The organism is Nitratireductor sp. J20-h4 (assembly GCF_056780505.1).
The window spans coordinates 2,789,770-2,813,710 of the sequence record NZ_CM165557.1 but is presented as its reverse complement, the minus strand read 5'-3'; the positions used below and the strand labels follow the sequence as shown (position 1 = coordinate 2,813,710).

At 65.6% G+C, this 23,941-nt stretch carries 21 protein-coding genes; 12 read left to right on the top strand and 9 right to left on the bottom strand.

Annotation, left to right across the window (positions count from 1 at the left end; translation table 11 throughout):
• Positions 1–2 precede the first annotated feature (2 nt).
• The 3 genes from ACT2B0_RS13680 (at position 3) to ACT2B0_RS13670 (ending at position 3,346) form a co-directional block, all read left to right on the top strand.
• Positions 3–1,508, top strand: coding sequence for a tripartite tricarboxylate transporter permease (locus ACT2B0_RS13680; protein WP_473458350.1), 1,506 nt, complete (start codon positions 3–5; stop codon positions 1,506–1,508).
• Between the two features lie 122 nt (positions 1,509–1,630).
• Positions 1,631–2,383: a ribonuclease activity regulator RraA gene (locus tag ACT2B0_RS13675; protein ID WP_348488430.1), complete on the top strand. Its 753-nt coding sequence runs from the start codon at positions 1,631–1,633 to the stop codon at positions 2,381–2,383.
• 186 nt (positions 2,384–2,569) lie between these two features.
• Positions 2,570–3,346 (top strand): IclR family transcriptional regulator, encoded by a 777-nt coding sequence (locus ACT2B0_RS13670; protein WP_473458348.1) that lies wholly within the window; start codon positions 2,570–2,572, stop codon positions 3,344–3,346.
• Positions 3,347–3,394: 48 nt separating this feature from the next.
• On the opposite strand, the gene ACT2B0_RS13665 is transcribed toward ACT2B0_RS13670, so the two are convergent.
• Together ACT2B0_RS13665 and ACT2B0_RS13660 are read right to left on the bottom strand one after the other, a co-directional pair.
• Positions 3,395–4,261 carry a bile acid:sodium symporter family protein gene (locus ACT2B0_RS13665; RefSeq protein WP_473458346.1) on the bottom strand — a complete coding sequence of 289 codons (867 nt, stop codon included), beginning with the start codon at positions 4,259–4,261 and terminating at the stop codon, positions 3,395–3,397.
• Positions 4,262–4,559: 298 nt separating this feature from the next.
• Positions 4,560–5,399, bottom strand: a complete 840-nt coding sequence (locus tag ACT2B0_RS13660) for a L,D-transpeptidase (RefSeq protein ID WP_473458344.1) — start codon at positions 5,397–5,399, stop codon at positions 4,560–4,562.
• A 224-nt stretch (positions 5,400–5,623) separates the two neighbouring features.
• Here ACT2B0_RS13660 and ACT2B0_RS13655 point away from each other — a divergent pair, with 224 nt between their 5' ends.
• The 5 genes from ACT2B0_RS13655 (at position 5,624) to ACT2B0_RS13635 (ending at position 11,567) form a co-directional block, all read left to right on the top strand.
• Positions 5,624–6,262, top strand: coding sequence for a DNA-3-methyladenine glycosylase I (locus ACT2B0_RS13655; protein WP_473458342.1), 639 nt, complete (start codon positions 5,624–5,626; stop codon positions 6,260–6,262).
• 114 nt (positions 6,263–6,376) lie between these two features.
• Positions 6,377–7,864: a histidine--tRNA ligase gene (gene hisS / locus ACT2B0_RS13650; protein ID WP_473458340.1), complete on the top strand. Its 1,488-nt coding sequence runs from the start codon at positions 6,377–6,379 to the stop codon at positions 7,862–7,864.
• A 58-nt stretch (positions 7,865–7,922) separates the two neighbouring features.
• A complete protein-coding gene (locus tag ACT2B0_RS13645) occupies positions 7,923–9,041 on the top strand; it encodes an ATP phosphoribosyltransferase regulatory subunit (protein WP_473458338.1) in 1,119 nt (372 codons plus the stop codon).
• Positions 9,038–9,736: an ATP phosphoribosyltransferase gene (gene hisG / locus ACT2B0_RS13640; protein WP_473458336.1), complete on the top strand. Its 699-nt coding sequence runs from the start codon at positions 9,038–9,040 to the stop codon at positions 9,734–9,736. The genes ACT2B0_RS13645 and hisG overlap by 4 nt, the downstream gene beginning before the upstream one ends.
• Before the next feature lie 106 nt (positions 9,737–9,842).
• The gene (locus ACT2B0_RS13635) at positions 9,843–11,567 is read left to right on the top strand and encodes an AMP-binding protein (protein WP_473458334.1); all 1,725 of its coding nucleotides are present in this window, start codon (positions 9,843–9,845) and stop codon (positions 11,565–11,567) included.
• 62 nt (positions 11,568–11,629) lie between these two features.
• Here the strand turns inward: ACT2B0_RS13635 and ACT2B0_RS13630 are convergent, their stop codons facing one another.
• Positions 11,630–12,028: a DoxX family protein gene (locus ACT2B0_RS13630; protein ID WP_350148874.1), complete on the bottom strand. Its 399-nt coding sequence runs from the start codon at positions 12,026–12,028 to the stop codon at positions 11,630–11,632.
• 122 nt (positions 12,029–12,150) lie between these two features.
• Positions 12,151–13,566, bottom strand: a complete 1,416-nt coding sequence (gene fumC / locus ACT2B0_RS13625) for a class II fumarate hydratase (RefSeq protein ID WP_473458332.1) — start codon at positions 13,564–13,566, stop codon at positions 12,151–12,153.
• 158 nt (positions 13,567–13,724) lie between these two features.
• Between fumC and ACT2B0_RS13620 the strand changes: the two genes are divergently transcribed.
• The 3 genes from ACT2B0_RS13620 to ACT2B0_RS13610 all read left to right on the top strand — a co-directional run bounded on the left by ACT2B0_RS13620 (position 13,725) and on the right by ACT2B0_RS13610 (position 16,228).
• The gene (locus ACT2B0_RS13620) at positions 13,725–14,144 is read left to right on the top strand and encodes a YciI family protein (protein ID WP_473458330.1); all 420 of its coding nucleotides are present in this window, start codon (positions 13,725–13,727) and stop codon (positions 14,142–14,144) included.
• Positions 14,145–14,230: 86 nt separating this feature from the next.
• Positions 14,231–15,505, top strand: a complete 1,275-nt coding sequence (locus ACT2B0_RS13615; protein ID WP_473458328.1) for an RNA polymerase sigma factor — start codon at positions 14,231–14,233, stop codon at positions 15,503–15,505.
• A 102-nt stretch (positions 15,506–15,607) separates the two neighbouring features.
• The gene (locus ACT2B0_RS13610) at positions 15,608–16,228 is read left to right on the top strand and encodes a class I SAM-dependent methyltransferase (protein WP_473458326.1); all 621 of its coding nucleotides are present in this window, start codon (positions 15,608–15,610) and stop codon (positions 16,226–16,228) included.
• An 84-nt stretch (positions 16,229–16,312) separates the two neighbouring features.
• Here ACT2B0_RS13610 and ACT2B0_RS13605 read toward each other — a convergent pair whose 3' ends face one another.
• Positions 16,313–17,701, bottom strand: a complete 1,389-nt coding sequence (locus ACT2B0_RS13605) for an MATE family efflux transporter (RefSeq protein WP_473458324.1) — start codon at positions 17,699–17,701, stop codon at positions 16,313–16,315.
• Positions 17,702–17,937: 236 nt separating this feature from the next.
• Here ACT2B0_RS13605 and ACT2B0_RS13600 point away from each other — a divergent pair, with 236 nt between their 5' ends.
• Positions 17,938–19,218 carry a hemolysin family protein gene (locus ACT2B0_RS13600; RefSeq protein WP_473458322.1) on the top strand — a complete coding sequence of 427 codons (1,281 nt, stop codon included), beginning with the start codon at positions 17,938–17,940 and terminating at the stop codon, positions 19,216–19,218.
• Between the two features lie 263 nt (positions 19,219–19,481).
• Here ACT2B0_RS13600 and groL read toward each other — a convergent pair whose 3' ends face one another.
• The 4 genes from groL to ACT2B0_RS13580 form a co-directional block, all read right to left on the bottom strand.
• Positions 19,482–21,134 (bottom strand): chaperonin GroEL, encoded by a 1,653-nt coding sequence (groL, locus tag ACT2B0_RS13595; RefSeq protein ID WP_473458320.1) that lies wholly within the window; start codon positions 21,132–21,134, stop codon positions 19,482–19,484.
• 59 nt (positions 21,135–21,193) lie between these two features.
• Positions 21,194–21,490 (bottom strand): co-chaperone GroES, encoded by a 297-nt coding sequence (groES, locus tag ACT2B0_RS13590; RefSeq protein WP_156714893.1) that lies wholly within the window; start codon positions 21,488–21,490, stop codon positions 21,194–21,196.
• A gap of 442 nt (positions 21,491–21,932) precedes the next feature.
• Complete coding sequence (locus ACT2B0_RS13585; RefSeq protein ID WP_481658401.1) at positions 21,933–22,850, bottom strand: hypothetical protein; 918 nt, start codon at positions 22,848–22,850, stop codon at positions 21,933–21,935.
• Positions 22,816–23,820 carry a TadE/TadG family type IV pilus assembly protein gene (locus tag ACT2B0_RS13580; protein WP_481658400.1) on the bottom strand — a complete coding sequence of 335 codons (1,005 nt, stop codon included), beginning with the start codon at positions 23,818–23,820 and terminating at the stop codon, positions 22,816–22,818. The genes ACT2B0_RS13585 and ACT2B0_RS13580 overlap by 35 nt, the downstream gene beginning before the upstream one ends.
• Positions 23,821–23,941: the final 121 nt, after the last annotated feature.

Here is a 23,941-nt window from a genome sequence, read left to right as displayed (position 1 = left end):
CTATGGAAACCCTCGTTTCTGCTTTCTGGCTGGTTGCGCGGCTCGACGTCGTGACAGTCATCGCCCTTTCGGCCCTCTACGGCATGACCATGGGAGCGATTCCCGGACTCAGCGCCACCATGGCGGCGGCTCTGCTCGTTCCGGTCACCTTCTTCATGGATCCCCTTCCGGCGATCGGCGCCATCGTCACCGCAACCTCCATGGCCATCTTCGCGGGCGATATTCCCGCCGCCCTGATGCGTATCCCCGGAACTCCGGCGTCCGCCGCCTATATCGACGATGCCTACAGCCTTACCCGGCGCGGGCGGGGCGCGGAGGCACTCGGCGTGGGGCTGGGATTCAGCGCGGTTGGCGGCCTTCTGGGCGCGCTGACCCTAACCATCGCTGCGCCCTCGCTGGCCGAGTTCGGTCTCAAGTTCTCGTCCTACGAATATTTCTGGCTCGCGCTCCTCGGACTGTCGTGCACGGCGGTGCTTAGCACCGGATCTCCGCTCAAGGGGGCGATGTCGCTGCTTATCGGTCTGTGGCTCTCGACGTTGGGGATCGGTGCGATCGGCGGAGCGCCCCGGTTCACCTTTGGCGCGATCGACCTGTATGGCGGCATCCCGCTCTTGCCGGCACTCGTTGGCATGTTTGCGTTGCCTGAACTGATCCGGTTCGCGCTGTCGTCCGACGGCGCGGCCCATGCCGTGACCGACAAGGTCACGGGCGTTGCCAATGCGATGGTCCAGAAGCTGATCCGCAACCCCATCGGCCTGCTGCGCGGCTCGGCAGTCGGGATCACGGTCGGGATCCTGCCGGGGGCGGGCACCGCCGTGGGGTCCTGGTTCGCCTATGCCATCGCGAAGCGGTTCTCAAAGCGCCCGCAGGATTTTGGCAAGGGATCGCTCGACGGGCTGTCCGAAGCGAGCGCGGCAAACTCGGCAGCCATCGGCGGCACATGGGTTCCCGCACTGGTGTTCGGTATTCCCGGGGATTCCGTAACCGCCATCGCCATCGGCGTCCTGATGATGAAGGGCCTCACCCCCGGGCCACTGATCTTCATGAACTCCGCGGATCTCATGTATGCGGTGTTTTTCATCTTTTTCGCGGCGAATCTTGTGATGATCCCGCTGGGCCTGCTGGTCATCCGGGGCGCGATCCGGATCACGCAGATAGATCGCGCCGTCGTCATGCCGATTGTGCTGGTCTTTTGCATCGTCGGAGCCTTCGTGTCCAACAACACGGCGTTCGACGTCGCCATCATGCTGGCCCTCGGGGTTCTGGCCTTCTTCATGGAAGAAAACGACATCCCGATTGCTCCCGCCATTCTCGGCCTGATCCTCGGGCAGATGGTGGAAGAGAACTTCGTGATTTCCATGGCCAAGGCGCAGGGCAATCCGATCGAGCTGTTCTCGCGCCCGATCAGTCTCGTGCTCGGTGTTGCGGTCATTCTCATCTGGCTGGGCCCCATCGTGCGTCTTGCGCTGCGCTCGTTCGCCTCCGCGCCGCGGCGCGATGAGGTCTGAGGGGCGATGCGAACGCTCCGAGCCTTCCAACATCCTGCCCGATCGACATTCCGCAACGCGGTCGCCGACCGATGTCACGACGGTCCGCAGCCGCGCCTTGAATTTTCAAATAGGACAACGAAATGACGGAGACACCCGACATCAAGCGCCCACCCCGCGACATGGTCGATGCACTTGCCGCGATTGGCAGTGCAACCGCCAGCAGCGAGCTCTACAAGCTCGGGATCCGCGATCCGTTCATCAAGGGTGCCAGGCCCTTCACGCGGGGGCGCCGTATCGCGGGGCCGGCGCTCACCCTGCAATTCATGCCCAAGCGCGAAGACCTCTACGGTGACGACGAGTACGCCGATCGCGAAAAGCAACTGCACCGGCATGTCCTCTATCACACCCAGCCCGGGGACATCGTCGTGGTGGACGCCCGGGGAGACGAGAGCAGCGGCATTTTTGGAGAAATGATGCTGACCTATTTCGCCGGCAAAGGCGGTATCGGCATGGTCATTGACGGGTGCATTCGCGATGCCTCCAAGGCGTTCGAAACCGATCTGGGGTTCTGGATGCGAGGCACCACCCCCAATTTCCACACCCAGACCAACCTGATGCCATTTGCCGTCAATTGTCCCGTCGCCTGTGGTGGCACCTTCGTGATGCCGGGCGACATTATCATCGCAGACGACGACGGCGCGGTCTCGGTCCCCATCGACTATGCTGAGGATGTCATCCGCCACGGCAACGAGCACGCGGAATGGGAGGACTTCTCGCGGATCCAGCTCGCCAAGGGGGGCGATCTGCGGCGATACTATCCGCTTGCTCCGGAAGCCGAAGGAGAGTTCGAGCAGTGGAAGCTGGACAATCCGGATCTGGTGAGAAGAAGCTAGACACTGCGCGCATGTTTCTCGCGCCCAAGGTCCCGGCTGCAATGCCCATATGGCCCGCCGTGCCCCGACGCGTCGGGCCGCTTGGGCGTTGATGCGTGCGACCTAGACAGTTCTCATCTGAATGACTAGGTGTTTTGCGAAGCCGGCGGATGGGTGCCCGAGTGTCCCGAAAAGGAGAATGCGACCATGCCGCAAAACCGCATTCCCGCCGTGGAAAGGGCGACCCTCATCCTGACCCGGCTGGCTCAGGAGCCGCGCAGCACGATCCGGGAATTGTCGGCCGCGCTTAATCTGCCGCGCTCAACCACATATCGGATCCTGAACTCGCTCGAACCCGCGGCGCTCGTGCATCGGATCGACGAAACCAGGTATGAACTCGGCCCCGGTCTCAAGCGACTGGCCCGGCATGTAGTCGCACCGTTGGACCCGGGCGAAACGGCTCTTCCCCTTATGGAAGCGTTCGCGGAAAAGACCGGCTATAATATCAAACTCTCCGTGATTGATGAGACCGAAGCCAAGGTGGTGGCGGTCGCGGAAGGCAACAATCCCTACGCTATGAGTACCAGGGTCGGGCGACGCTTTCCGCTTCACGCGGGGGCGGCCAGCAAGGTGCTGCTGGCCTATGCCTCGCCCGAACTCCGCGCTGCCGTTCTGTCGGGACCGATGGAGCGCCTGACGCCCGCGACCGTGACCGATCCGGCAGATCTGGCCTCCTCGCTGCAAGACATCATCGCTGACGGGATCGGTTTCGACCGGGGCGAACATGCGCTCGGCATTCACGCCATCGCCGTACCGGTCTTCGACGAAACCGGCGCCTGCGCGGCTGCGCTGAGCATCCCCTATCTGGCCGCGCAGGAGGCGGAGGTGCGCGACCGGGTCAGTGCCGAGCTGATCGCCTGCGGCAAGTCTCTTTCCAGACTTCTGTGCGGGAACTCAGACGGCCGGCAGTATGAGGGTATTTGAGCTCTCGCGCAGCTCCATTTCGCTCCACGGTGAAGGCGCGATCGGGTTCTAGGCCGGCGCGAGCCGTCGCCGCCACAGCACGAACGGGACCGACACCAGATACATGGTGATGCCGTAGACGCCGGACGGCAGCGAAAACGGCGGCAGGCCGGTCGCCTGCTCGCTGATCAGCGAGCCGACGGTGATGCCGAGCGTGGCGTTCTGGATGCCGGTCTCGATGGCGATCGCCGACGACCGGCCACGGTCGAGACCGCCGCTTCGCGCCAGCGCTATGCCGATGGCAAGCATGACCACGTTGAGGGCGACAACGGCGGGGCCGAGCACCGGCAGGTTGGCGACGAATACCGTCCAGTTGGACGCCAGCGCGCCGGCGACGACGATGCAGAACAGCGCCGTGGCCAGGTGGGAGACCGGCGTTTCGACGGCGTCGGCGAAGCGGGCGGCGAAGCGCCGGACCAGCATGCCGATCGCCACCGGCACGGCGGTGATGGCGAACATGGCGACGCCGAGCGCGGTGACGTCGACCGGCGGGGCGTCGACACCCAGGAAATGGCCGGCCGCCAGGCCGACGAGCACCGGTACCGTGACCACCGAGACCAGGCTGATGACGCCGGTCAGCGAGATCGACAGGGCGAGGTCGCCCTTGGCGAAACGGGTCAGGATGTTGGACGTCACGCCGCCCGGGCAGAAGGAGAGGATCATCAGGCCGACCGCCAGTTCGCCCGAAATCCCGAAGCCGATCACGGTCAGGTAGGCGATCAGCGGCAACAGCAGAAGCTGCGCGACGGCGCCAATGGCAAACGCTTTCGGCTCGCGCGCCACCCGCGCAAAATCGGCGAGCGTGAGGCCGAGCCCGAGTGAAAACATGATGATGGCGAGCGCCAACGGCAAGAAGACGGACAGGATGATGTCCATGGTTTCCCTCCCTGCGGCACGCGCCGCCCGTCAGGAAATGGCGCGTCGCGTGCCTGTTCCATATTCCGGCGCGTGGCCGCGGCCATGCGCCGACCGGCGAATCGTCGCCGGATATCTCCCAGGACCTGCCTACATCAGAATTCTGAATAAGGGAAAGCTAATGTTTAAGGCGCTGCGCCGGGCTTAAAAAGAACGGGGCGGCGCGCCCCCTCGGCACGCCGCCCCTTCGCCGCGTCGTGGCCGGTCGCGCTGCGACCGACTGCCCCCGCCGCGAAAATCGGGTCTCGTTATGTCGGTGTCAGATCACCTTGACCTGGGTGCCGACGCCGACGCGTTCGTAAAGCTCGATCACGTCCTGGTTGCGCATGCGGATGCAGCCCGAGGACACCGCCTGGCCGATCGTCCAGGGCTGGTTGGTGCCGTGGATACGGTAGAGCGTCGAGCCCAGATAGAGCGCGCGCGCGCCGAGCGGATTGGCGGGGCCGCCCTTCATATGCGCGGGCAGGACGCGGCCCTTCTTGCGCTCGCGGGCGATCATCTCGGCCGGAGGACGCCAGTCCGGCCATTCGCGCTTCTGGGTAACCTTGTGCGTGCCCGCCCATTCAAACCCCGGCTTGCCGGTGCCGACGCCGTAGCGGCGTGCCTTGCCGTTCGGCTGGACGAGATAGAGGAAGTTCTGTGTGGTATCGATGACGATGGTGCCGGGTTTTTCCGGCCCGCCATAATCGACCGTCTGCGGCAGATAGATCGGGTTCATCTGCGGCTGTGCGGGCTTTCGCGCCGGCCGGGCGACGGCGGCGGTTTCCAGCGGCCGGCTGCGATGGGCGCTGGTCGCGCGCGGCTCGGCGAAACGGACCTGCGCGCCGCGGTCGTAAACGACCCCGCCGCGCCGCACATAAGCCGGGCGCGGCTGGTCCATCGTCCGGCGGGCGCGCGCGATCGCCTCGGCATTGCCGATGCGGCGTGCCGTGTTCGACCGGTCGAGGGTCGGTTTTCTCTGCAACTGCATCACCCAGGGCGCGCTCAGATCGGGACTGACCGTCAGCGGGGGGCGTTTTCCGTAGCGCTCGCCCGCCGTCGCACCCGAAACCAGAAGGGCGACGGCGGCGGCGCCGGCAAACAAGGACAGGATTCGCATCGGACGTACTCTCCACATTTCGTCTGATGACCGGGCGCGTAACGAGGGGACGCCCGGAAGCAGCGGCGATTGTGGCGGCGCGGAGAGTCGGAATGGTGAATCCGGTTCGTTAAAATGCCGATCTGTCAGGAAAGAGTCCGGTGTGGTTACCGGCCGGTTCAGGAATCTGGTAAAGGCGCGCTTAACGCCGGCCCCGGGCGCGTTAACGAACGGATTTCGAGTGCATGGACGAGCAGAAAAGCGGATTGATCGCGGGCGAGGACGGGGCGCTGCGCTGTTTCTGGCACGGCAACGACCCGTTCTATCGGCACTATCACGACCATGAATGGGGCCGCCCGGTCGCCGACGACCGGCGCCTGTTCGAAAAGATCTGCCTGGAAGGATTCCAGGCCGGGCTTTCCTGGATCACCATCCTGAGAAAGCGGGAGAATTTCCGCGAGGCCTTCGAGAATTTCCACATCGACCGACTGGCGCTCTATACCGAGCGCGACGTGGAGCGGCTGCTGACCAATGCCGGCATCGTGCGCCACCGCGGCAAGATCGAATCCACCATCAACAACGCCCGCCGGGCGCGCGAACTGGCCGACGAGGCCGGTTCGCTCGCGGCCTGGTTCTGGTCGTTCGAGCCGGGAGCGGAGGAGCGGCCGGCCGTGGTGGACTATGCCACGCTTGTCGCCAATCCGAAGACGGCGACCTCGACGCGCATCTCCAAGGAGCTGAAGCGGCGCGGCTGGTCGTTTGTCGGCCCGACCACGGTCTACGCCTTCATGCAGGCGATGGGACTGGTCAACGACCATATCGAAGGCTGCGTGTGCCGGGAGGTGGTGGAGTCTGAACGCGAGCAGTTCGCCCGGCCGGGCTGACCGTCCCGACCCTTGCCGCTCCCTGCCGCATCGGTTACACGCCGGCTGTCGTTTCTTTGTTTTAGAAACGTTTCACGCCACACGGTTCACTCCATCGCCTGGACGCAGCACGACATGAGCGGCAAACCCCAGAAAATGAAAGCGCGGCTGCCGCGCGGCCTCGTCGACCGTTCGCCGGCCGATATCCGCGCCGTTGAGGAAATGTGCGGCAGGATCCGCGAAGTCTACGAGCTTTACGGCTTGGAGCCGGTGGAAACGCCGCTGATCGAATATACCGACGCGCTCGGCAAGTTCCTGCCCGACCAGGACCGGCCGAACGAGGGCGTGTTTTCCTTTCAAGACGACGACGAGCAGTGGTTGTCGCTGCGCTACGACCTGACCGCGCCGCTGGCGCGCCACGTGGCGGAGAATTTCAACGACATCCAGCTTCCCTACCGCACCTATCGCGCCGGCTGGGTGTTCCGCAACGAAAAGCCGGGCCCGGGCCGCTTCCGCCAGTTCATGCAGTTCGACGCCGACACGGTCGGCGCGCCCTCGGTGGCGGCGGACGCCGAAATGGCGATGATGATGGCCGACGTGATGGAGGCGCTCGGCATTGCCCGCGGCGACTACGTCATCCGCGTCAACAACCGCAAGGTGCTCGACGGGGTGATGGAGGCGATCGGGCTCGGCGGCGCGGAAAATGCCGGCCGCCGGCTGACCGTGCTGCGGGCGATCGACAAGCTCGACAAGTTCGGACCGGAAGGCGTCAAGCTGCTGCTCGGTCCCGGCCGCTGGGATGGCGGGCGCGAGGGCGAGGGCGATTTCACCAAGGGCGCGGGGCTGGATGAGAAGGCGGTTGATCTGGTTCTGGCCTATGTCTCTCCCGATGGTGGCAGAACTATCGACAACGCGCTTTTCGCCGACGGGGCCGTCGAACTCGACATGATCGAGGAGCTCTGCCGCGCCGCCGGCTACGGACCGGATCGGATTCGCATCGACCCCTCGGTCGTGCGCGGGCTCGAATATTATACCGGTCCGGTCTACGAGGCCGAGCTCACCGCCGAGATCCCCAACGAAAAGGGCGAGATCGTGCGCTTCGGCTCGGTCGGCGGCGGCGGGCGTTATGACGGGCTGGTGTCGCGGTTTCGCGGCCAGCCGGTGCCGGCGACCGGGTTTTCGATCGGCGTGTCGCGGCTCGCCACGGCGCTGAAGAATCTCGGCAAGCTCGGCCAGGACCCGGTGCGGCCGCCGGTTCTGGTCACCGTCATGGACGGCGACACGGCGGCGATGGCGAAATACCAGCAATTCACCCAGGCGCTGCGCGCCGCCGGTATCCGGGCGGAGATGTATCAGGGCAACTGGAAGAAATTCGGCAACCAGCTCAAATATGCCGACCGGCGCGGTTGCCCGGTCGCCGTCATCCAGGGCGCGGACGAGCGCGACCGGGGCGAGGTTCAGGTCAAGGACCTGCTCGAGGGCGCCCGGCTCTCGGCCGAAATCGACAGCAACGAGGAATGGCGCGAGGCACGCGTGGCGCAGGTCTCGGTGCCCGAAGCCGAGCTTGTCGCCACGGTTGCGCGCATTCTCGACGCACAGGCCAGGGAGCGGGACGGCCGGTGATGCGGGCTTCTGTCTCTTCGCGCGCGGGCTTCGTGCGCGCGGCCGGCAGCGGGCGGTCATGACGGCGCGTCCGCCCTTTGCCGAGGATATTTCGGCCGTGTTCGCCGAGCGCGGCGCGGCGATGGTCGAGGTGGCGATGCTGCAGCCGGCCGAGCCGTTTCTGGACATGGCCGGCGAGGATCTGCGCCGGCGCATCTACCTGACGGAGAGCGAAACCGGCGAGACGCTGTGCCTCAGGCCCGAATTCACCATTCCCGTCTGTCTCGACCATATCGAAAGCCGCGCCGGCACGCCGCGCCGCTATGCCTATCTGGGCGAGGTTTTTCGCCAGCGCCGCGAGGGCGGCAGCGAGTTCTTCCAGGCCGGCATCGAGGATCTGGGCGAGGCCGACATCGCAACCGCCGACGCCCGTTCGCTGGCCGATGCGCATGCGCTGCTTGAGCGGACGCTGCCCGGACATGTACTTTCGGTCACGCTCGGCGACCAGACGATCTTCGAGGCCGTGCTCGCCGCGCTCGGCCTGCCGCGCGGCTGGCGCATGCGGCTTGCCCGCGCCTTCGGCGCGCCGGACCAACTCGAGGCGGCGCTTGCCGACCTCGCCGATCCGCCGAAAAACGTCGCCCTGCCGGCGCCGGTCGCCGCCTTCGTCGCCGATGGCGACCATGACGGGCTGACGGCGCATATCGCGGCGGGCATGGAGGAGGCCGACCTGTCGGCGGCGCTCGGGCGCACGCCGGCCGAGATCGCCCGCCGGCTTATCGAAAAGGCCGAGCTGAGAAGCGTCAGGCTGTCGGCCGAGGCGTTCGCGGCGCTGAAGCGCTTTCTGGCGATCCACGCGCCGCTCGGCGACGCGGCCGCCGCGCTCGAAGCCTTCGCGGGCGATGCCGGCATTTCGCTGGGAACCGCGCTCGACGGTTTCGCCGCCCGCGCCGACGCGATCGCGGGTTACAACCTGGCAGGCGAGGGCGTCCATTACGACGCCGCCTTCGGCCGGCCGCTCGACTATTATACCGGGCTCGTCTTCGAGATATCGGCCGCAGGCGGCGAGCGGCCGCTTGCCGGCGGCGGCCGTTACGACCGGCTGCTGACGCTTCTGGGCGCGCAAAATCCGATACCCGGCGTCGGCTTTTCGGTCTGGCTCGACCGGATCGAGGCCCTGCGGGAGGCTTCGTCATGACCGTCACGCTCGCCCTGCCGTCCAAGGGACGTCTGCGCGAGGAGGCGATGGCGGTGTTCGCGCGCGCCGGGCTGCCGGTCGTGGCGCCGCAAGATACGCGCCGCTACCGTGCCCGTATCGATGGCCGCGACGACATCGAGGTCGCCTTCCTGTCGGCATCGGAGATTGCCAGCGAGCTCGGCCGGGGCGCCGTCGACCTCGGCGTAACCGGCGAGGATCTGGTGCGCGAGAGCCTGGCCGACTGGCAGGCCCGGGTCGCCATCGCCGCGCGGCTCGGCTTCGGGCGGGCCGATGTGGTGGTCGCGGTGCCCGATATCTGGCTCGACGTGGCCACCATGGCCGATCTCGACGACGTGGCGGCGGATTTCCGCCAGCGCCATGGCCGCCGGCTCAGGATCGCGACCAAATACTGGCGCCTCACGCAGCAGTTCTTTTCCCAGATGCACGGTATCCAGGTCTACCGGATCGTGGAAAGCCTCGGCGCCACCGAAGGCGCGCCGGCGGCCGGCCAGGCCGACGTGATCGTCGACATCACCTCCACCGGCTCGACCTTGAAGGCCAATCATCTGCGCGTGCTCGACGACGGCATCATCCTGAAATCGCAGGCGTGCCTGGTGACGGCGCTGAAGGCGCGGGAGACGGCCGACGCGGCGCTGGTGGCCGAGATCGGCGACAAGGTGGGCCGGGCGCTTTAGGCACCGTCCCGAAGCGCGGCCGGCGCATTGCGACGGCGACGCCGGGTGCTAAACTCCTCCGAAAGCCGCCCGCGCCAGGTCGACGGCGGCGTCAGGGAGGACAGGCATGACCATTCAGCCGGCCCGGGAACCGGAATTGACGCCGGTCGACGGGCTTTCGCATGTCGTGGGGGATCGTACGCGGCCCCTGCTGGAGGAAACCATCCCCGCCCGGCTTGCCGCGACTGTGGCGCGTTTCGGCGCGCGCGAGGCCGCGGTGTTTTGCGCCGAGGGGAGCCGGCTGACCTGGCGGGAATTTGCCGACGAGGTCGACCGGCTTGCCGCGGGGCTGCTGGCGCTTGGCATCGGCCGCGGCGACCGGGTCGGCATCTGGTCGCCCAACCGGCGCGAATGGCTGCTGACGCAGTTCGCCACCGCGCGCACCGGCGTCGTGCTGGTCAACATCAACCCGTCCTACCGGCTCTACGAGCTGGACTACGCGCTCAACAAGGTGGGCTGCCGGGCGCTGATCACCGCAGCCGCGTTCAAATCGTCCGATTATCTCGGCATGATCCGCGAGCTCGCGCCGGAACTCGACGAGGCCGTGCCGGGTGGCCTGAAGGCGGCGCGCCTGCCGGTGCTGACCACCGTCATCCGGATGGGCGACGGGCGCTCGTCCGGCATGTTCGGCTTCCAGGAGGTGATGGAACTCGGCGGGGCCGAGGAGCATGCGCGGCTCGATGCGATCAGCGCCGGTCTCGATCCGGACGACGCGATCAACATCCAGTTCACCAGCGGCACCACCGGCGCGCCCAAAGGCGCGACGCTCAGCCATCGCAACATTCTCAACAACGCCCATTTCGTCACCCGGACGATGAATTTCACCGAGGCCGACCGGCTGGCGATCCCGGTGCCGCTTTATCATTGCTTCGGCATGGTCATGGGCACGCTGGGCTGCGTGACCAAGGGCGCGACGATGGTTTTTCCCGGCGAGGGTTTCGACCCGGAGGCGACGCTGGCGGCGGTGGCCGGCGAACGCTGCACGGGTCTTTACGGCGTGCCGACCATGTTCGTGGCCATGCTCGACCATCCCGGTTTCTCCGGCTTCGACCTGTCCAGCCTGCGAACCGGCATCATGGCCGGCGCGCCCTGTCCGGTCGAGGTGATGAAGCGGGTGCAGCGCGACATGAACATGAGCGAGGTGACGATCGCCTACGGCATGACGGAGACCAGCCCGGTCTCCTTCCAGAGCCATGTCGACGATCCGCTGGAAAAGCGCGTCTCGACGGTGGGACGGGTACACCCGCATGTCGAGGTCAAGATCGTCGACGGGGATGGCGCGACGGTGCCGGTGGGAGTGTCGGGCGAGTTATGCACGCGCGGCTATTCGGTGATGAAAGGCTATTGGGACGAGCCGGAACGAACCGCCGAAGCGATCGACGCAGACGGCTGGATGCATACCGGCGATCTCGCCACGATCGACGCGCAGGGCTATGGCAACATTGTCGGACGGGTGAAGGATATGATCATCCGCGGCGGCGAGAACGTCTATCCGCGCGAGATCGAGGAGTTCTTATACCGTCATCCCAAGGTGCGCGAGGTTCAGGTGTTCGGCGTGCCGGACCCGCGCTACGGCGAGGAGATCTGCGCCTGGGTGGTGGCGGCGGGAGAGGCGCCGAGCGAGGACGAAATCCGCGCCTTCTGCCAGGGACAGATCGCGCATTTCAAGATCCCGCGCCATGTACGGGTCAAGGACGCGCTGCCGATGACGGTTACCGGCAAGCCGCAGAAATTCATCATGCGTGAGGCCATGATCGCGGAACTCGGCCTGGCGGTCGACGAGACGGCATAGGCGGGGACTGGAATTGAGACGGCCCGGGGAGCTCCCGGGCCGTCTGCAACTCGACCGTTGGGTTACGCGGTGACGGTCTTGCCGGTGCGGGCATCGACCGACAGAGAACCGGGGCCGGCCACGAAAAGGGCGAGCAGGCCGCCGGCGATGGTGATGTTCTTCATGAACAGGATCATCTGCATCTGGTCGGCCGGCGCGTAATGGAAGACGAAGCCGGTGAAGACGCAGAAGGCGGCGAGCGCCAGCGCGCTCAGCCCGGTCTGGAAGCCGACCAGAAGGGCGATGCCGGCAAGCGTTTCGAAAATGGCGGCGAGCCAGGCCAGAAGCGTGCCGGCCGGCAGGCCGACCGAGGCGATGTAGCCGGCGGTGCCGTCGATCGCGCCGAATTTCTGCATGCCGGACATGATGAACATCACCGAGAGCAGAATGCGCGCGATGAGCAGGATGACGCTGGTGGACATAAGAGTGTTCTCCGGAGGTTTTTTGGTTGCGCGAAGATAGGGTCATGCGCCTGCGGCAAAAGGTGTCTGTCGCGAGACTGTTTGTTCACGATTGTTGAACGGATAACGGCGACGGATCCATCTCATCCCGGCTTCGTCATCGCCCGGGGCCGCACCAGGCGGTCGTACTCCTGTGCGTCGACCAGTCCCGTCGCCAGCGCCTCCTCGCGCAGGGTGGTGCCGTTCTTATGCGCGTTCTTGGCGATTTTCGCCGCGTTGTCGTAGCCGATGTTGGGTGCGAGCGCGGTGACCAGCATCAGCGAGCGTTCGAGTGCGGCCTGGATATTGTCCTCGCGCGCTTCGATGCCAACGACGCAGCGGTCGGTGAAGGAGCGCGCCGCATCGGCCATCAGTTGTACCGATTGCAGGAAATTATAGGCCATCACCGGGTTGTAGACATTGAGCTCGAAATGGCCCTGGCTGCCGGCGAAGGTCAGCGCGGCGTTGTTGCCGAAGACCTGGACGCAGACCTGGGTCAGGGCCTCGCACTGGGTCGGGTTGACCTTGCCCGGCATGATCGAGGATCCAGGCTCGTTTTCCGGCAGGGCCAGTTCGCCGAGCCCCGAACGCGGGCCGGAGCCGAGAAAGCGGATGTCGTTGGCGATCTTGTAGAGCGCGGCGGCGGCGGCGTTGATCGCGCCGTGCGCGAACACCATCGCATCGTGCGCGGCGAGCGCTTCGAACTTGTTGGGCGCGGTGATGAAGGGCAGGCCGGTTATGGCCGCGATACGTTCGGCAATCTTTTCGGCGAAGCCGACCGGCGCGTTGAGCCCGGTGCCGACCGCCGTGCCGCCCTGCGCGAGTTCCATCAGGCCGGGCAGGGTGGTTTCGATGCGGGCGATCGCAGAGCCGACCTGCGCGGCGTAGCCGGAAAATTCCTGGCCAAGCGTCAGGGGCGTGGCGTCCTGGGTGTGGGTGCGGCCGATCTTGACGATGTCTGCGAACGCTTTCGCCTTGGCGTCGAGCGCATCGTGCAGATGGGCGAGCGCCGGCAAGAGGCCGTGCACCATACGCTCCGCGCAGGCGATGTGCATGGCGGTGGGATAGGTGTCGTTGGACGACTGGCTCATATTGACGTGGTCGTTGGGATGAACCGGGTCCTTCGAGCCGATGGCGCCGCCGAGCCTCTCGATCGCCCGGTTGGCGATCACTTCGTTGGCGTTCATGTTGGACTGGGTGCCGGACCCGGTCTGCCACACGGAAAGCGGAAAATGATCGTCGAGGCGGCCGTCGATCACGTCCTGCGCGGCGGCCGCGATCGCGGCGGCGCGTTTGGCGTCGAGGCGCCCGAGCGCCTGGTTGGTCTCGGCGGCGGCGCGCTTGACGATGCCGAGCGCGCGCACGATCGACAAAGGCTGCTTTTCCCAGCCAATGGCGAAATTCTCCAGCGAACGTTGTGCCTGCGCGCCCCAGTAGCGGTCCGCGGGAACCTCGATCGGGCCGAACGTGTCGGTTTCGGTGCGTGTGTCTGTCATGGCGTCTCGTCCTGGCTGCTCCATGCCGGCGAAGATAGGCGCGCGCGGCCCCCCTCGCCACCATGCAGGAATTTTCCGCATGAAATAACGCTCACCGTGTCGATCTTGCGCGGCGTCATACGTCGTGTTGACGTAACCGTCCCGCAGCGGGACGGTCGTGGCAATAAGCGAAGGAGAGCGCCATGCGCGTGATGGTATTGGTCAAGGCGTCGGCCGAGTCGGAAGCAGGCGTGATGCCGGACACTGAGCTCTTGAACGAGATGGGCCGGTTCAACGAGGAATTGGTGAAGGCGGGCGTGCTGCTCGCCGGCGAGGGGCTGCATCCGTCCAAAAAGGCCGTGCGGATCGATTTTTCCGGCGAAGAGCGCATGGTCGTCGACGGACCGTTTGCCGAGACCAAGGAACTGGTCGCCGGCTTCTGGATCCTGCAGGTCAAATCGATGCAGGACGCGATCGAATGGCTGAAACGCTCGCCGTTTCGGGACGGCCAGGTCGAGATCAGGCCGATCTTCGAGCTCGAGGATTTCGGCGAGGCCGCCACGGCGGAAGTCCGCGAACGCGAACAGCACCTGCGCGCCGAAGTGGAAGGCAGGGGCGGGTAAGCCGCGGCCGATCTCAGGCGAACGATGCGTCGGCCTAAGCTCACGACCGGCTTGCGCCGTCGGGACCCTCGATCTATTCGGGAAGCGTGACGGCCACGGACACACATCGCGCCATCGAGGCGGTCTGGCGGATTGAACAGGCGAAGCTGATTGCCAGCCTTACGAGGCAGCTGCGCGATGTCGGCCTGGCGGAGGAGTTCGCGCAGGAAGCGCTGGTCGCCGCTCTGAAGAGCTGGCCGCAGACCGGTGTGCCCGACCGGCCCGGAGCGTGGCTGATGGCGACCGCCAAGCGCCGCGCCATCGATCATTTTCGTCGCAACAAGCTGATCGAGCGCAAACATGCCGAGCTCGGCCGCGATATGGAGGTCGGGCTTGACCCGTCGGCCGAGATCGAGGCGGCGATGGACGATCCCGTCGGCGACGATCTCCTGAGCCTGATCTTCACCGCGTGCCACCCGGTTTTGTCGGCCGAGGCGCGTGCCGCGCTCACCTTGCGGCTGGTGGGCGGGCTGACCACCGCCGAGATCGCGCGTGCCTTTCTGGTTCCCGAGCCGACCGTGGCGCAGCGCATCGTGCGCGCCAAGAAGGCGCTGGCTGAGGCGAAGGTTCCCTTCGAGGTGCCGCGCGGCGCGCAGATGGCGGAGCGGCTGGGCTCGGTGCTGGCGGTGATCTATCTGATCTTCAACGAAGGGTACTCGGCGACCGCCGGCAATGACTGGACCCGACCGCAGCTTTGCGAGGAAGCGATGCGGCTTGGACGCGTCCTGGCCGAACTGGCGCCGGACGAGCCGGAAGTTCACGGGCTGGTGGCCCTGATGGAGATCCAGGCCTCGCGCATCGGCGCGCGAACCGACGACAAGGGCGAGCCGGTGTTGCTGCTCGATCAGGACCGCGCTCGCTGGAACCGGCTGTTGATCGGGCGCGGGCTTGCCGGGCTTGGCCGGGCCGAGGCGCTCGGCGGCCGCGGCTCTTATGTCTTGCAGGCGGCGATCGCGGCCTGCCACGCGCGCGCGGCGACGGCGGACGAGACCGATTGGCAGCGCATCGCCCGGCTATATGCCGAACTCGCCCGGTCGGCGCCCTCGCCGGTGGTCGAGCTCAACCGGGCCGTGGCGGTGTCGATGGCGCACGGTCCGGCGGCGGGCCTGGAGATCGTCGACCGGCTGGTCGCGGCGGACGCGCTCAAGACCTATCACCTTCTGCCGAGCGTGCGCGGCGATTTTCTGGCCAAGCTCGACCGTTTCGCCGAAGCGCGGGCCGAATTCGAGCGGGCGGCGACGCTGACGCGCAATGCGCGCGAACAGGCGCTTCTCACCGAACGCGCACAGGCCTGTGCGCGCGGCGAGCGTCCGGCGCGCTGAGGCATCGACCCGTAGCGGCCGAGCGGATGGTTTTGCAGACCTTGCAGGCGTGAGCGCGGCACCCGATATGGGGGTCAAGATTTCTGAGCCATGGAGACAGGCGTGAGCGGCAGCGAGCAGACGCATTGGGACGACGTCTATACCAGCAAGACCGAGGCCGAGGTGAGCTGGTTCCAGGAGGAGCCGGAAATTTCCCTGTCGTTGCTTGAGCTTGTCGGCGCGGGTTCCGACGATGCCATCATCGATGTCGGCGGCGGCGCGTCGCGATTGGTGGATTGCCTGCTGGACAAGGGGTTCACCCATGTCAGCGTGCTCGATCTTTCGGCGGCGGCCCTGGCGACCGCCAGAGCGCGCCTGGGCGCAAGGGCCGGGGCGGTAAAATGGATCACCGCCGATGCGCGAGACTGGGAGCCGCCGGAAGACTACGCTGTCTGGCACGATCGCGCCGCCCTGCATTTCCTGACGCAGGAGAAGGATCAGAAGGCCTATGTCGCGCGGCTGAACAAGGGCCTCATGATCGGAGGTCACGCGATCATCGGGACTTTCGCGCCCGACGGCCCGGAAAAATGCAGCGGACTGCCGGTCGTCCGGCACGATGCCGACAGCCTGTCGCGCCTGCTCGGGCCGGGTTATGCCCTTGTCGACAGCCGTCGTCACGCACACAAAACGCCCTGGGGCGCGGTGCAGAAATTCCAGTTCAGCACCTTCCGGCGCGTGGCGTAGTCCCGCCGGCGGGTGGGTTCGGTTGAACGCTGCCCCCGTCGCGGCTTTGAAGGCCAGATGCGACAGGGGCGAGCGCCGCCTCCGTCAGGCCTGCTGGTGGAAGACGCCCCAGCGCCGACCCGTCGTGGCCTGGCGATGCGCGAGCACCATGACGGCCAGGCTCAGAGCCAACAGTTCCGATAGCGGCGCGCCGAGCCATATGCCCGGTTCGCCGAGCAGCGGCGGCAGGGCGAGGGTCAGCGGGATCGCGAACAGATAGGTGCGCGACAGGTTGAGCACCGCCGTCCTAGTCGCATCGCCGATCGCCTGGAAATAACCGGCGAGAATCATCAGCGGACCGGCGATGAAATAGGCGGCGGTGATGATCGGCAGGATGCGGGCCAGTTCAGCCACCGTTACCGGGTCGTCGACGAAGATCGTGCCGATCGTATGCCGTGCCAGCAGCAGGGTCAGCTGCACGCCTGCGCAAAACACAAACGCGATCAACACGGCCAGCCGCAGGCTCGCATCGGAGCGATGCCACAGACCGGCGCCGAAATTGTTGCCGGCGATCGTCTGCAACGCCATGCTCAGCCCGAGTAGCGGCAGATAGGTGAAGGTGAGCACACGGGTGGCGATGCCGTAGGCGGCCACCGTCTCTGCATAACCGTCGCCGCCCCAGGCCTGGATCATGGCAATCGTCGCGCCGGAGCCCAGCGAAATGCCCAGAAAGGTCAGGCTCTGCGGCGTGCCCAGCGCCAGGAACTCGCTCCAGCCATGGCGCCAGGTTTCGGCTTTGAGAAGCGACAGCTTCAGGGGCGTCGCCGCGCCCAGCCGGAAGACGAGGACGGCGGCGAAGGCCATCATCATCGCTGCGACCGTGCCGGCGGCCGAGCCGGCGACGCCGTAGTCGAAAACGACGATCAGCAGGTAGTTGAACACGATATTGGCGCTGGAGGTCACCAGGCTGACCGCCGCCATCAGACCCATGCGCCCCTCGCAGCGCAGCGCGTCGGAATTGATCGACAGCACGAACATCACCGGCGAGAACCAGATCAGGATGGACATGTAGCGATAGCCGTCGCGCGCCAGCTCGGCCGAACCGTTGGCGAGCCAATCGGCAAGGACGGTGCCGCCAAGCGCGAAACCGGCGATCAGTGCGGCACAGACCAGGAGCGCGAGCGTGTGCGCACCGAGGAAGGCGGCGCGCGCGCCGTCGAAATCGGCTGCGCCGAGGCGGCGGGCGAGAACGCTCGCCATGCCGCCCGCGACAAGCGTGGCCAGCGCGACGAGCAGCATATAGACGGGAAACATCAGCGTGACGGCCGAGAGCGCGAAGGCGCCGACGAACTCGCCCAGAAAATAGGCGTCGATCACGGTCTGCAGGCCGTTCATCGCCATGATCAGCACGATCGGCGCCGTGGTGCGCACGAACAGCGCCGGCAGCGGGCCTTCCAGAAACGTATTGTGTTGGGTGGTCGGGGGCGTTGACATGTGTCGGTCTCCTGGCGCCGGAGGACGACGAATGGGGCCCGCATTGCCATGTCACCGGCGCGTCAGAAGTCGACGAAATGTCCGAGGAGGCTTCACCGTGACCAATGGCCAGCGAGCGGCAGGTGCCTCGACCGAAGGCGCTCCTACCCGCTTGCGGTACCGCTGTCAACGCAGGTGCCGCGCTTCGGCGGGCATTTACATTGACCGTGCGTCGATGCCGGGCTAGTCGGGTCCGCATGGTTGAGCTTGCCGTCGCTGCCGTCCTGATCGTCCTCAACGGGGTCTTCGCCCTGTCGGAGCTGGCCGTTGTGTCGGCGCGCCGGCCGCGTCTGCAGCTCCTGGCGGCGCGGAAGCGGCGCGGCGCCAAGGCGGCGCTCCGGCTTTCGCAGGATCCGGGCAAGTTCCTGTCGACCGTGCAGATCGGCATCACGCTGGTCGGCATTCTGGCGGGCGCATTTTCCGGCGCCGCGCTGGGCGACCGGCTGAGCGTCATCCTGGTGGAGGCGGGCGTTCCGGCCAGCAGCGCGGGGCTCGCAGGCTATGCGATCGTGATTGCGGCCATCACCTTTTTCTCGCTGCTGATCGGCGAGCTCGTTCCCAAGCACCTCGCACTCAAGAATGCCGAAGCCTTCGCATGCACGATGGCGCCGGCGATGGAGCTTCTGTCCAAGGTCGCCGCTCCGCTGGTGTGGCTACTCGACATCTGCACCAGGGGGGTGCTGTTCGTGCTCGGCATGTCGGCGGAGGCCCAGAACGCCATCACCGACGAGGAAATCCAGACCCTGGTCGCCGAGGCGCAGAGCGCGGGGGTCATCGACAGCGCCGAGCAGGCGATGATTACCGGGGTCATGCGGCTCGGCGACCGCAATGTGCGCGCCTTGATGACGCCGCGCACCGAGGTGGAGATGCTGAACGCGGCCATGAGCGAGGCAGCGCTGCGCAAGGCCGTGACATCGGTGACCACCCATTCGATCCTGCCGGTTCACGAAGGCGAAGCTGACCAGCCTCTAGGCGTGGTGCGGCTGCGCGATCTCGTCGGGCCGATCAGTTCCAAACGCAAGTTCGATCTGAAAAAACACATGCTCGCCGCGCCGGTGATCCCCGACACGCTCGGCGCGCTCGGCGTTCTGCGCGTGCTGCGCGAGGCCGACGTGCCGATGGCGCTGGTGCATGACGAGTTCGGCCATTTCGAGGGCGTCGTCACGCCGGCCGATATTCTCGACGCGATCGCGGGCGCCTTCCGCTCCGACCTCGACAGCGGCGAGCCGGAGGCCAGGCAAAGAGCGGATGGCTCCTGGCTGTTGAGCGGGGCGATGCCGGCCGACGAAATGGCCGCGCTGCTTTATCTGGAACTGCCGGAACGGCCGGGCTACGACACCGTGGCCGGCTTCATACTCGACGGGCTGAAGCGCATTCCCGAGATCGGCGAGATCATGGAGCTTCAGGGCTGGCGCTTCGAGGTCGTCGACCTCGACGGCCGCCGCATCGACAAGGTGCTGGCCAGCCGGACGGAGTAGGCAGAGCCGCCATCAGGCCGCGGCGATCGCGAGAATCGGCGAGACAGGTCCATTTGAGACAATCCGCGCAGGAACGACCAGTTGTCCGCCCTGGCGGCGGTGGTGCCTGCGCGGCGGGCCGCCCAAAATCGACTTCCCGCCCAGACGTCACGCTTGGTCGGCCATATGGCTGCCTGACCGACGGCATGCGGCGCACTCTGCGAACAAGGAAAAGGGCGGCATCGCTGCCGCCCTTCCAGACTGTTTTCGGCGTTGGGCCGGACTTAGAAGTCCATGCCACCCATGCCGCCCATGCCACCCATGCCGCCGCCGGGCATGGCCGGAGCGGCCGCTTCCTTCTGCGGCTTCTCGGCGATCATGGCTTCGGTTGTGACCAGCAGGCCGGCGACGGAGGCCGCATCCTGCAACGCGGTGCGCACCACCTTGACCGGATCGACGATGCCCATGGCGATCAGGTCGCCATACTCGCCGGTCTGGGCGTTGTAGCCGAAGGTCACCGACTTGTTCTCGAGGATCTTGCCGGCGACGATGGAGGCTTCGTCACCTGCGTTCTCGGCGATCTGGCGGGCCGGAGACTGGAGCGCACGGCGCACGATGTTGATGCCGGCGTCCTGGTCGGCGTTTTCGCCCTTGGCCTTGATCGTGGACGAAGCGCGCAGCAGCGCAACGCCGCCGCCCGGAACGATGCCTTCCTCGACGGCCGCGCGGGTCGCGTTGAGGGCGTCGTCGACGCGGTCCTTCTTCTCCTTGACCTCGACCTCGGTCGCACCGCCGACGCGGATGACGGCAACGCCGCCGGCGAGCTTGGCCAGGCGCTCCTGCAGCTTCTCGCGGTCGTAGTCCGAAGACGTCTCCTCGATCTGCTGCTTGATCTGGGCCACACGTGCCTGGATCTCGCCCTTCTTGCCGGCGCCGTCGACGATCGTGGTGTTTTCCTTGTCGATGCGCAGGCGCTTGGCGCGGCCGAGCATGTTCAAGTTCACGTTCTCGAGCTTGATGCCGAGATCTTCGGAGATCACCTGGCCGCCGGTGAGGATGGCGATATCCTCAAGCATGGCCTTGCGGCGATCGCCGAAGCCCGGCGCCTTGACGGCTGCGACCTTCAGGCCGCCGCGCAGCTTGTTGACCACCAGGGTCGCCAGCGCCTCGCCTTCCACGTCCTCGGCAATAATCAGCAGCGGCTTGGACGACTGCACCACCGATTCCAGCACCGGAAGCATGGCCTGCAGGTTGGACAGCTTCTTTTCGTGCAGGAGGATGTAAGCATCCTCGAGCTCGGCCACCATCTTGTCCGGATTGGTGACGAAGTACGGCGAGAGATAACCGCGGTCGAACTGCATACCTTCGACGACTTCGAGCTCGGTCTCGGCGGTCTTGGCTTCCTCGACCGTGATCACGCCCTCGTTGCCGACCTTCTGCATCGCCTCGGCGATCATCGCGCCGATTTCCTTCTCGCCATTGGCGGAGATGGTGCCGACCTGGGCGACTTCCTCGGAGGTCTTGATCTTCTTGGCCTTCTTGACCAGATCCGCGGCGACTTCGGCCACGGCCAGATCGATGCCGCGCTTGAGGTCCATCGGGTTCATGCCGGCGGCCACCGCCTTGGCGCCCTCGCGCACGATCGACTGGGCCAGAACCGTCGCGGTGGTGGTGCCGTCGCCGGCGATGTCGTTGGTCTTGGAGGCGACTTCGCGCACCATCTGCGCGCCCATGTTCTCGAACTTGTCTTCAAGCTCGATTTCCTTGGCGACGGTGACGCCGTCCTTGGTGATGCGCGGCGCGCCGAACGACTTGTCGATGACGACGTTGCGGCCCTTGGGGCCGAGCGTCACCTTGACGGCGTTGGCGAGAATGTCGACGCCGCGCAGCATGCGTTCGCGCGCGTCGCGGGAAAATTTCACTTCTTTAGCGGCCATATCCTAACTCCTGGGCTCGCGCCCGAATGTCCGGTTGAATGGTTTTGAAACGGGTCGGGTCAGGCGATCACGCCCATGATGTCAGACTCCTTCATGATCAGGAGATCTTCATCATTGAGCTTCACCTCGGTGCCCGACCATTTGCCGAACAGAACCCGATCGCCCACCTTGACGTCGAGCGGAACAAGCTTGCCGCTCTCGTCGCGTGCGCCGGAGCCGACGGCGATGATCTCGCCTTCCTGCGGCTTTTCCTTGGCGGTATCGGGAATGATGATGCCGCCTTTGGTCTTTTCCTCCGATTCGACCCGGCGGACGACCACCCGGTCATGAAGCGGGCGAAACTTCGACTTAGCCATGTGCATATCCTCAATGCGGACGGTGTGACTGGAAATATGTTCCGGTGGATCCGGAAGGCGTTAGCACTCATCAAAGGAGAGTGCTAACGACCGCTGAGATAGTTGGTCGTCCAGGGCGTGTCAAGGATTAGGAGGGGGTGATTTCCGCGTCCTGCGGAGCTGGATCGCTGCGCGCTGGGTGGCATTGGCACGCGCGAACGTCAACCGTGGCCTGCATTTGGGGTTAACGAGGCCGGTCTGCAAGAGCCAGGGCGGGCACACTCTTGCGAGGTCGTGCCCGGTTCCTTCTGAAGGCGCGGTGTGGAACCCGCGTTGACGATCTGCCCGGATGTCTTGGCAGGCCCGCCGCCGGCCGAGCCGCCGAGCGGCATGCCGGCCGGCTGTTCGCGGCGACCCCTTTCCGCGCTGCGCCGGCCGCCACGCGGCGGCCAGGCGCGCGCAGTCACCCCACGATGCGCAGATTGGACAATTCGTCGGCGATTTCCTCGAATTTTTCCGAAAGGTTGCCGCCGGTCGCGTTCCAGTAAAGTTTCGCCGCCTTGGACGGATTGTTCGGGTCCTTGCGGAAGCGGGACTCCGACGCGCATTCCTTCAGCGCCTGGATGGCGTCCTTCTCGCCGGACTTCGTTTCGCTCAGATCCAGCGAGACCGTCATCAGGATCAGCCCCTTGCTCTTGGCGTTGTCGCAGAGCTGTTGCATGTGACCGTTCATGGCCGTCGTGTAATTGTCGTTGTAGTATCCTGATTTGTTGGCACTCGTGCCCATGAACAGTCGGGTGAACGAGGCGCCGGGCTGGGTCTTTCCAGCATAGCCGTAAGCCGAATAGGTCGACTTGTTATCGGCATCGTCGGCATAGCCGAGAGAGCCCGGGGTATAGTAGGTGTTTTCCCCGTCGGTCAGCACGATCACGACCTTGTCGTTGCCGTTTTCGGAATCGGCCCGACCCTCGCTGAAGGGGGCCGCGCCCGATACGACACGCCAGCCCCAGGCCAGGCCTTCGGGTACGTTGGTTGCTCCATTGGGCGACATGCTGTCGATGGCGTCGTTGATTTCATTGAGACCGGCGGCCGCGGTCACGTCGACCAGCGGCGTGATCGGCTTGGTGGTGCAGGAATAGTTGGGCCCTTCGCCGTCGCCGGCCGAACTGGAGGTCGAGGAGGGTGTGAAATATTTCGGCATGTAGGCTTGCCGATAGGAGGAATTGCCGGAGGTAACGTCCGACCAATAGCTGTTCGACGCACGGTCGCCCGAGGTCAGATCGGTTTCGTCGGGCGCGAACATGGGCACGAACAGCGTCGCCGGGGTGCTCTTGTTCGGCGCCGTGTCATTGGTGTTGTAGGGATAGGGGCGGGCTTCCACGCAGCCTTGCCAGCTCGCATAGCCGCCATAGGTGTACTTGTACTCGCCATTGTCGACCCAGCCATATTCTCTGCACCGGCCCCGCTTGTATCTGGTGCAGCTGTATTCCCAATTGCTTTCCCAGGTCCTGCCCGTGATGCGTTTCATCTCGTCGAGAAGGGTGAAACGGGTGACGATGGCGCCTTCTTCGTCCTGCCAGGCTTCGCCGCTCTTGACGTAGAACTCCGCCCGCCTGCACGACCTTCTTGTCGGCCGGCATGGTCGACCAGTCGAAATTCTCGTGGTGGATCGGCGAGCGGCCCTCCGTATCCATCCAGCTCGCCCCGGCATTGCCCGATCCGACATTGACCGACGCGGCGAACGGAACCAGCCCGAACTGAACCGGCTTGGCGACCTGTTTCATCTGTTCGGCTTCGTCGGCGAGTTTCTTGACCAGCTGTTTGGCTGCGTCCTTGAGCAGCGAGATGCGCTTCTTGCCGGATCCCGAACCCTTATAGTTCATCGAACCCGAATTATCGAGCACCAGCGCCACCTCAAGCGTGTTCTTCAGCCTGACCTGGGTCTTGGCGGCAAAATTGATCTCGCCGATCTCGGCACCCAGCAGATTGCCGAAGGCCGAGAGGAAATAGGGCTCGTAGGGGTGTTCGGCCTCGATGGTCAAAAGACCGCCGCCCTGCTTGCTGGTGGGCATGATGACGTTGAAAGTGGTCTTGGAAGTGTCGGCGTCGGGCATATTGGCCTTGAAGAAGGCCAGCGCGTATTGCTTTGCCTCCGTCTCGGTGGCGCCTTCCACGATGCGGCGGGCGGTCGCAATACCGGCGGCGTCGAGCGCGTTCAGGGTCGTGGCGCGCTGGCGCGTGATTTCGGCATAGTCAATCGCCAGTGCCAGGCCGCCCATGATCGGTACGATGGCGATCGCCGTTGCGATCATGTAGTCGCCGCGTCTGTCGCGAAGAAACTTCCGAAGCATCGTTCGTGCACCCCTGCAATCCTAATGGACTGAAACAGGATGACAGAAACCCGCTAAGGCCCGGTATGTACAAAGCGTCGAATTGCCGGCTACGGGTTCAGTCGCCGTTAACCCTTTGCCG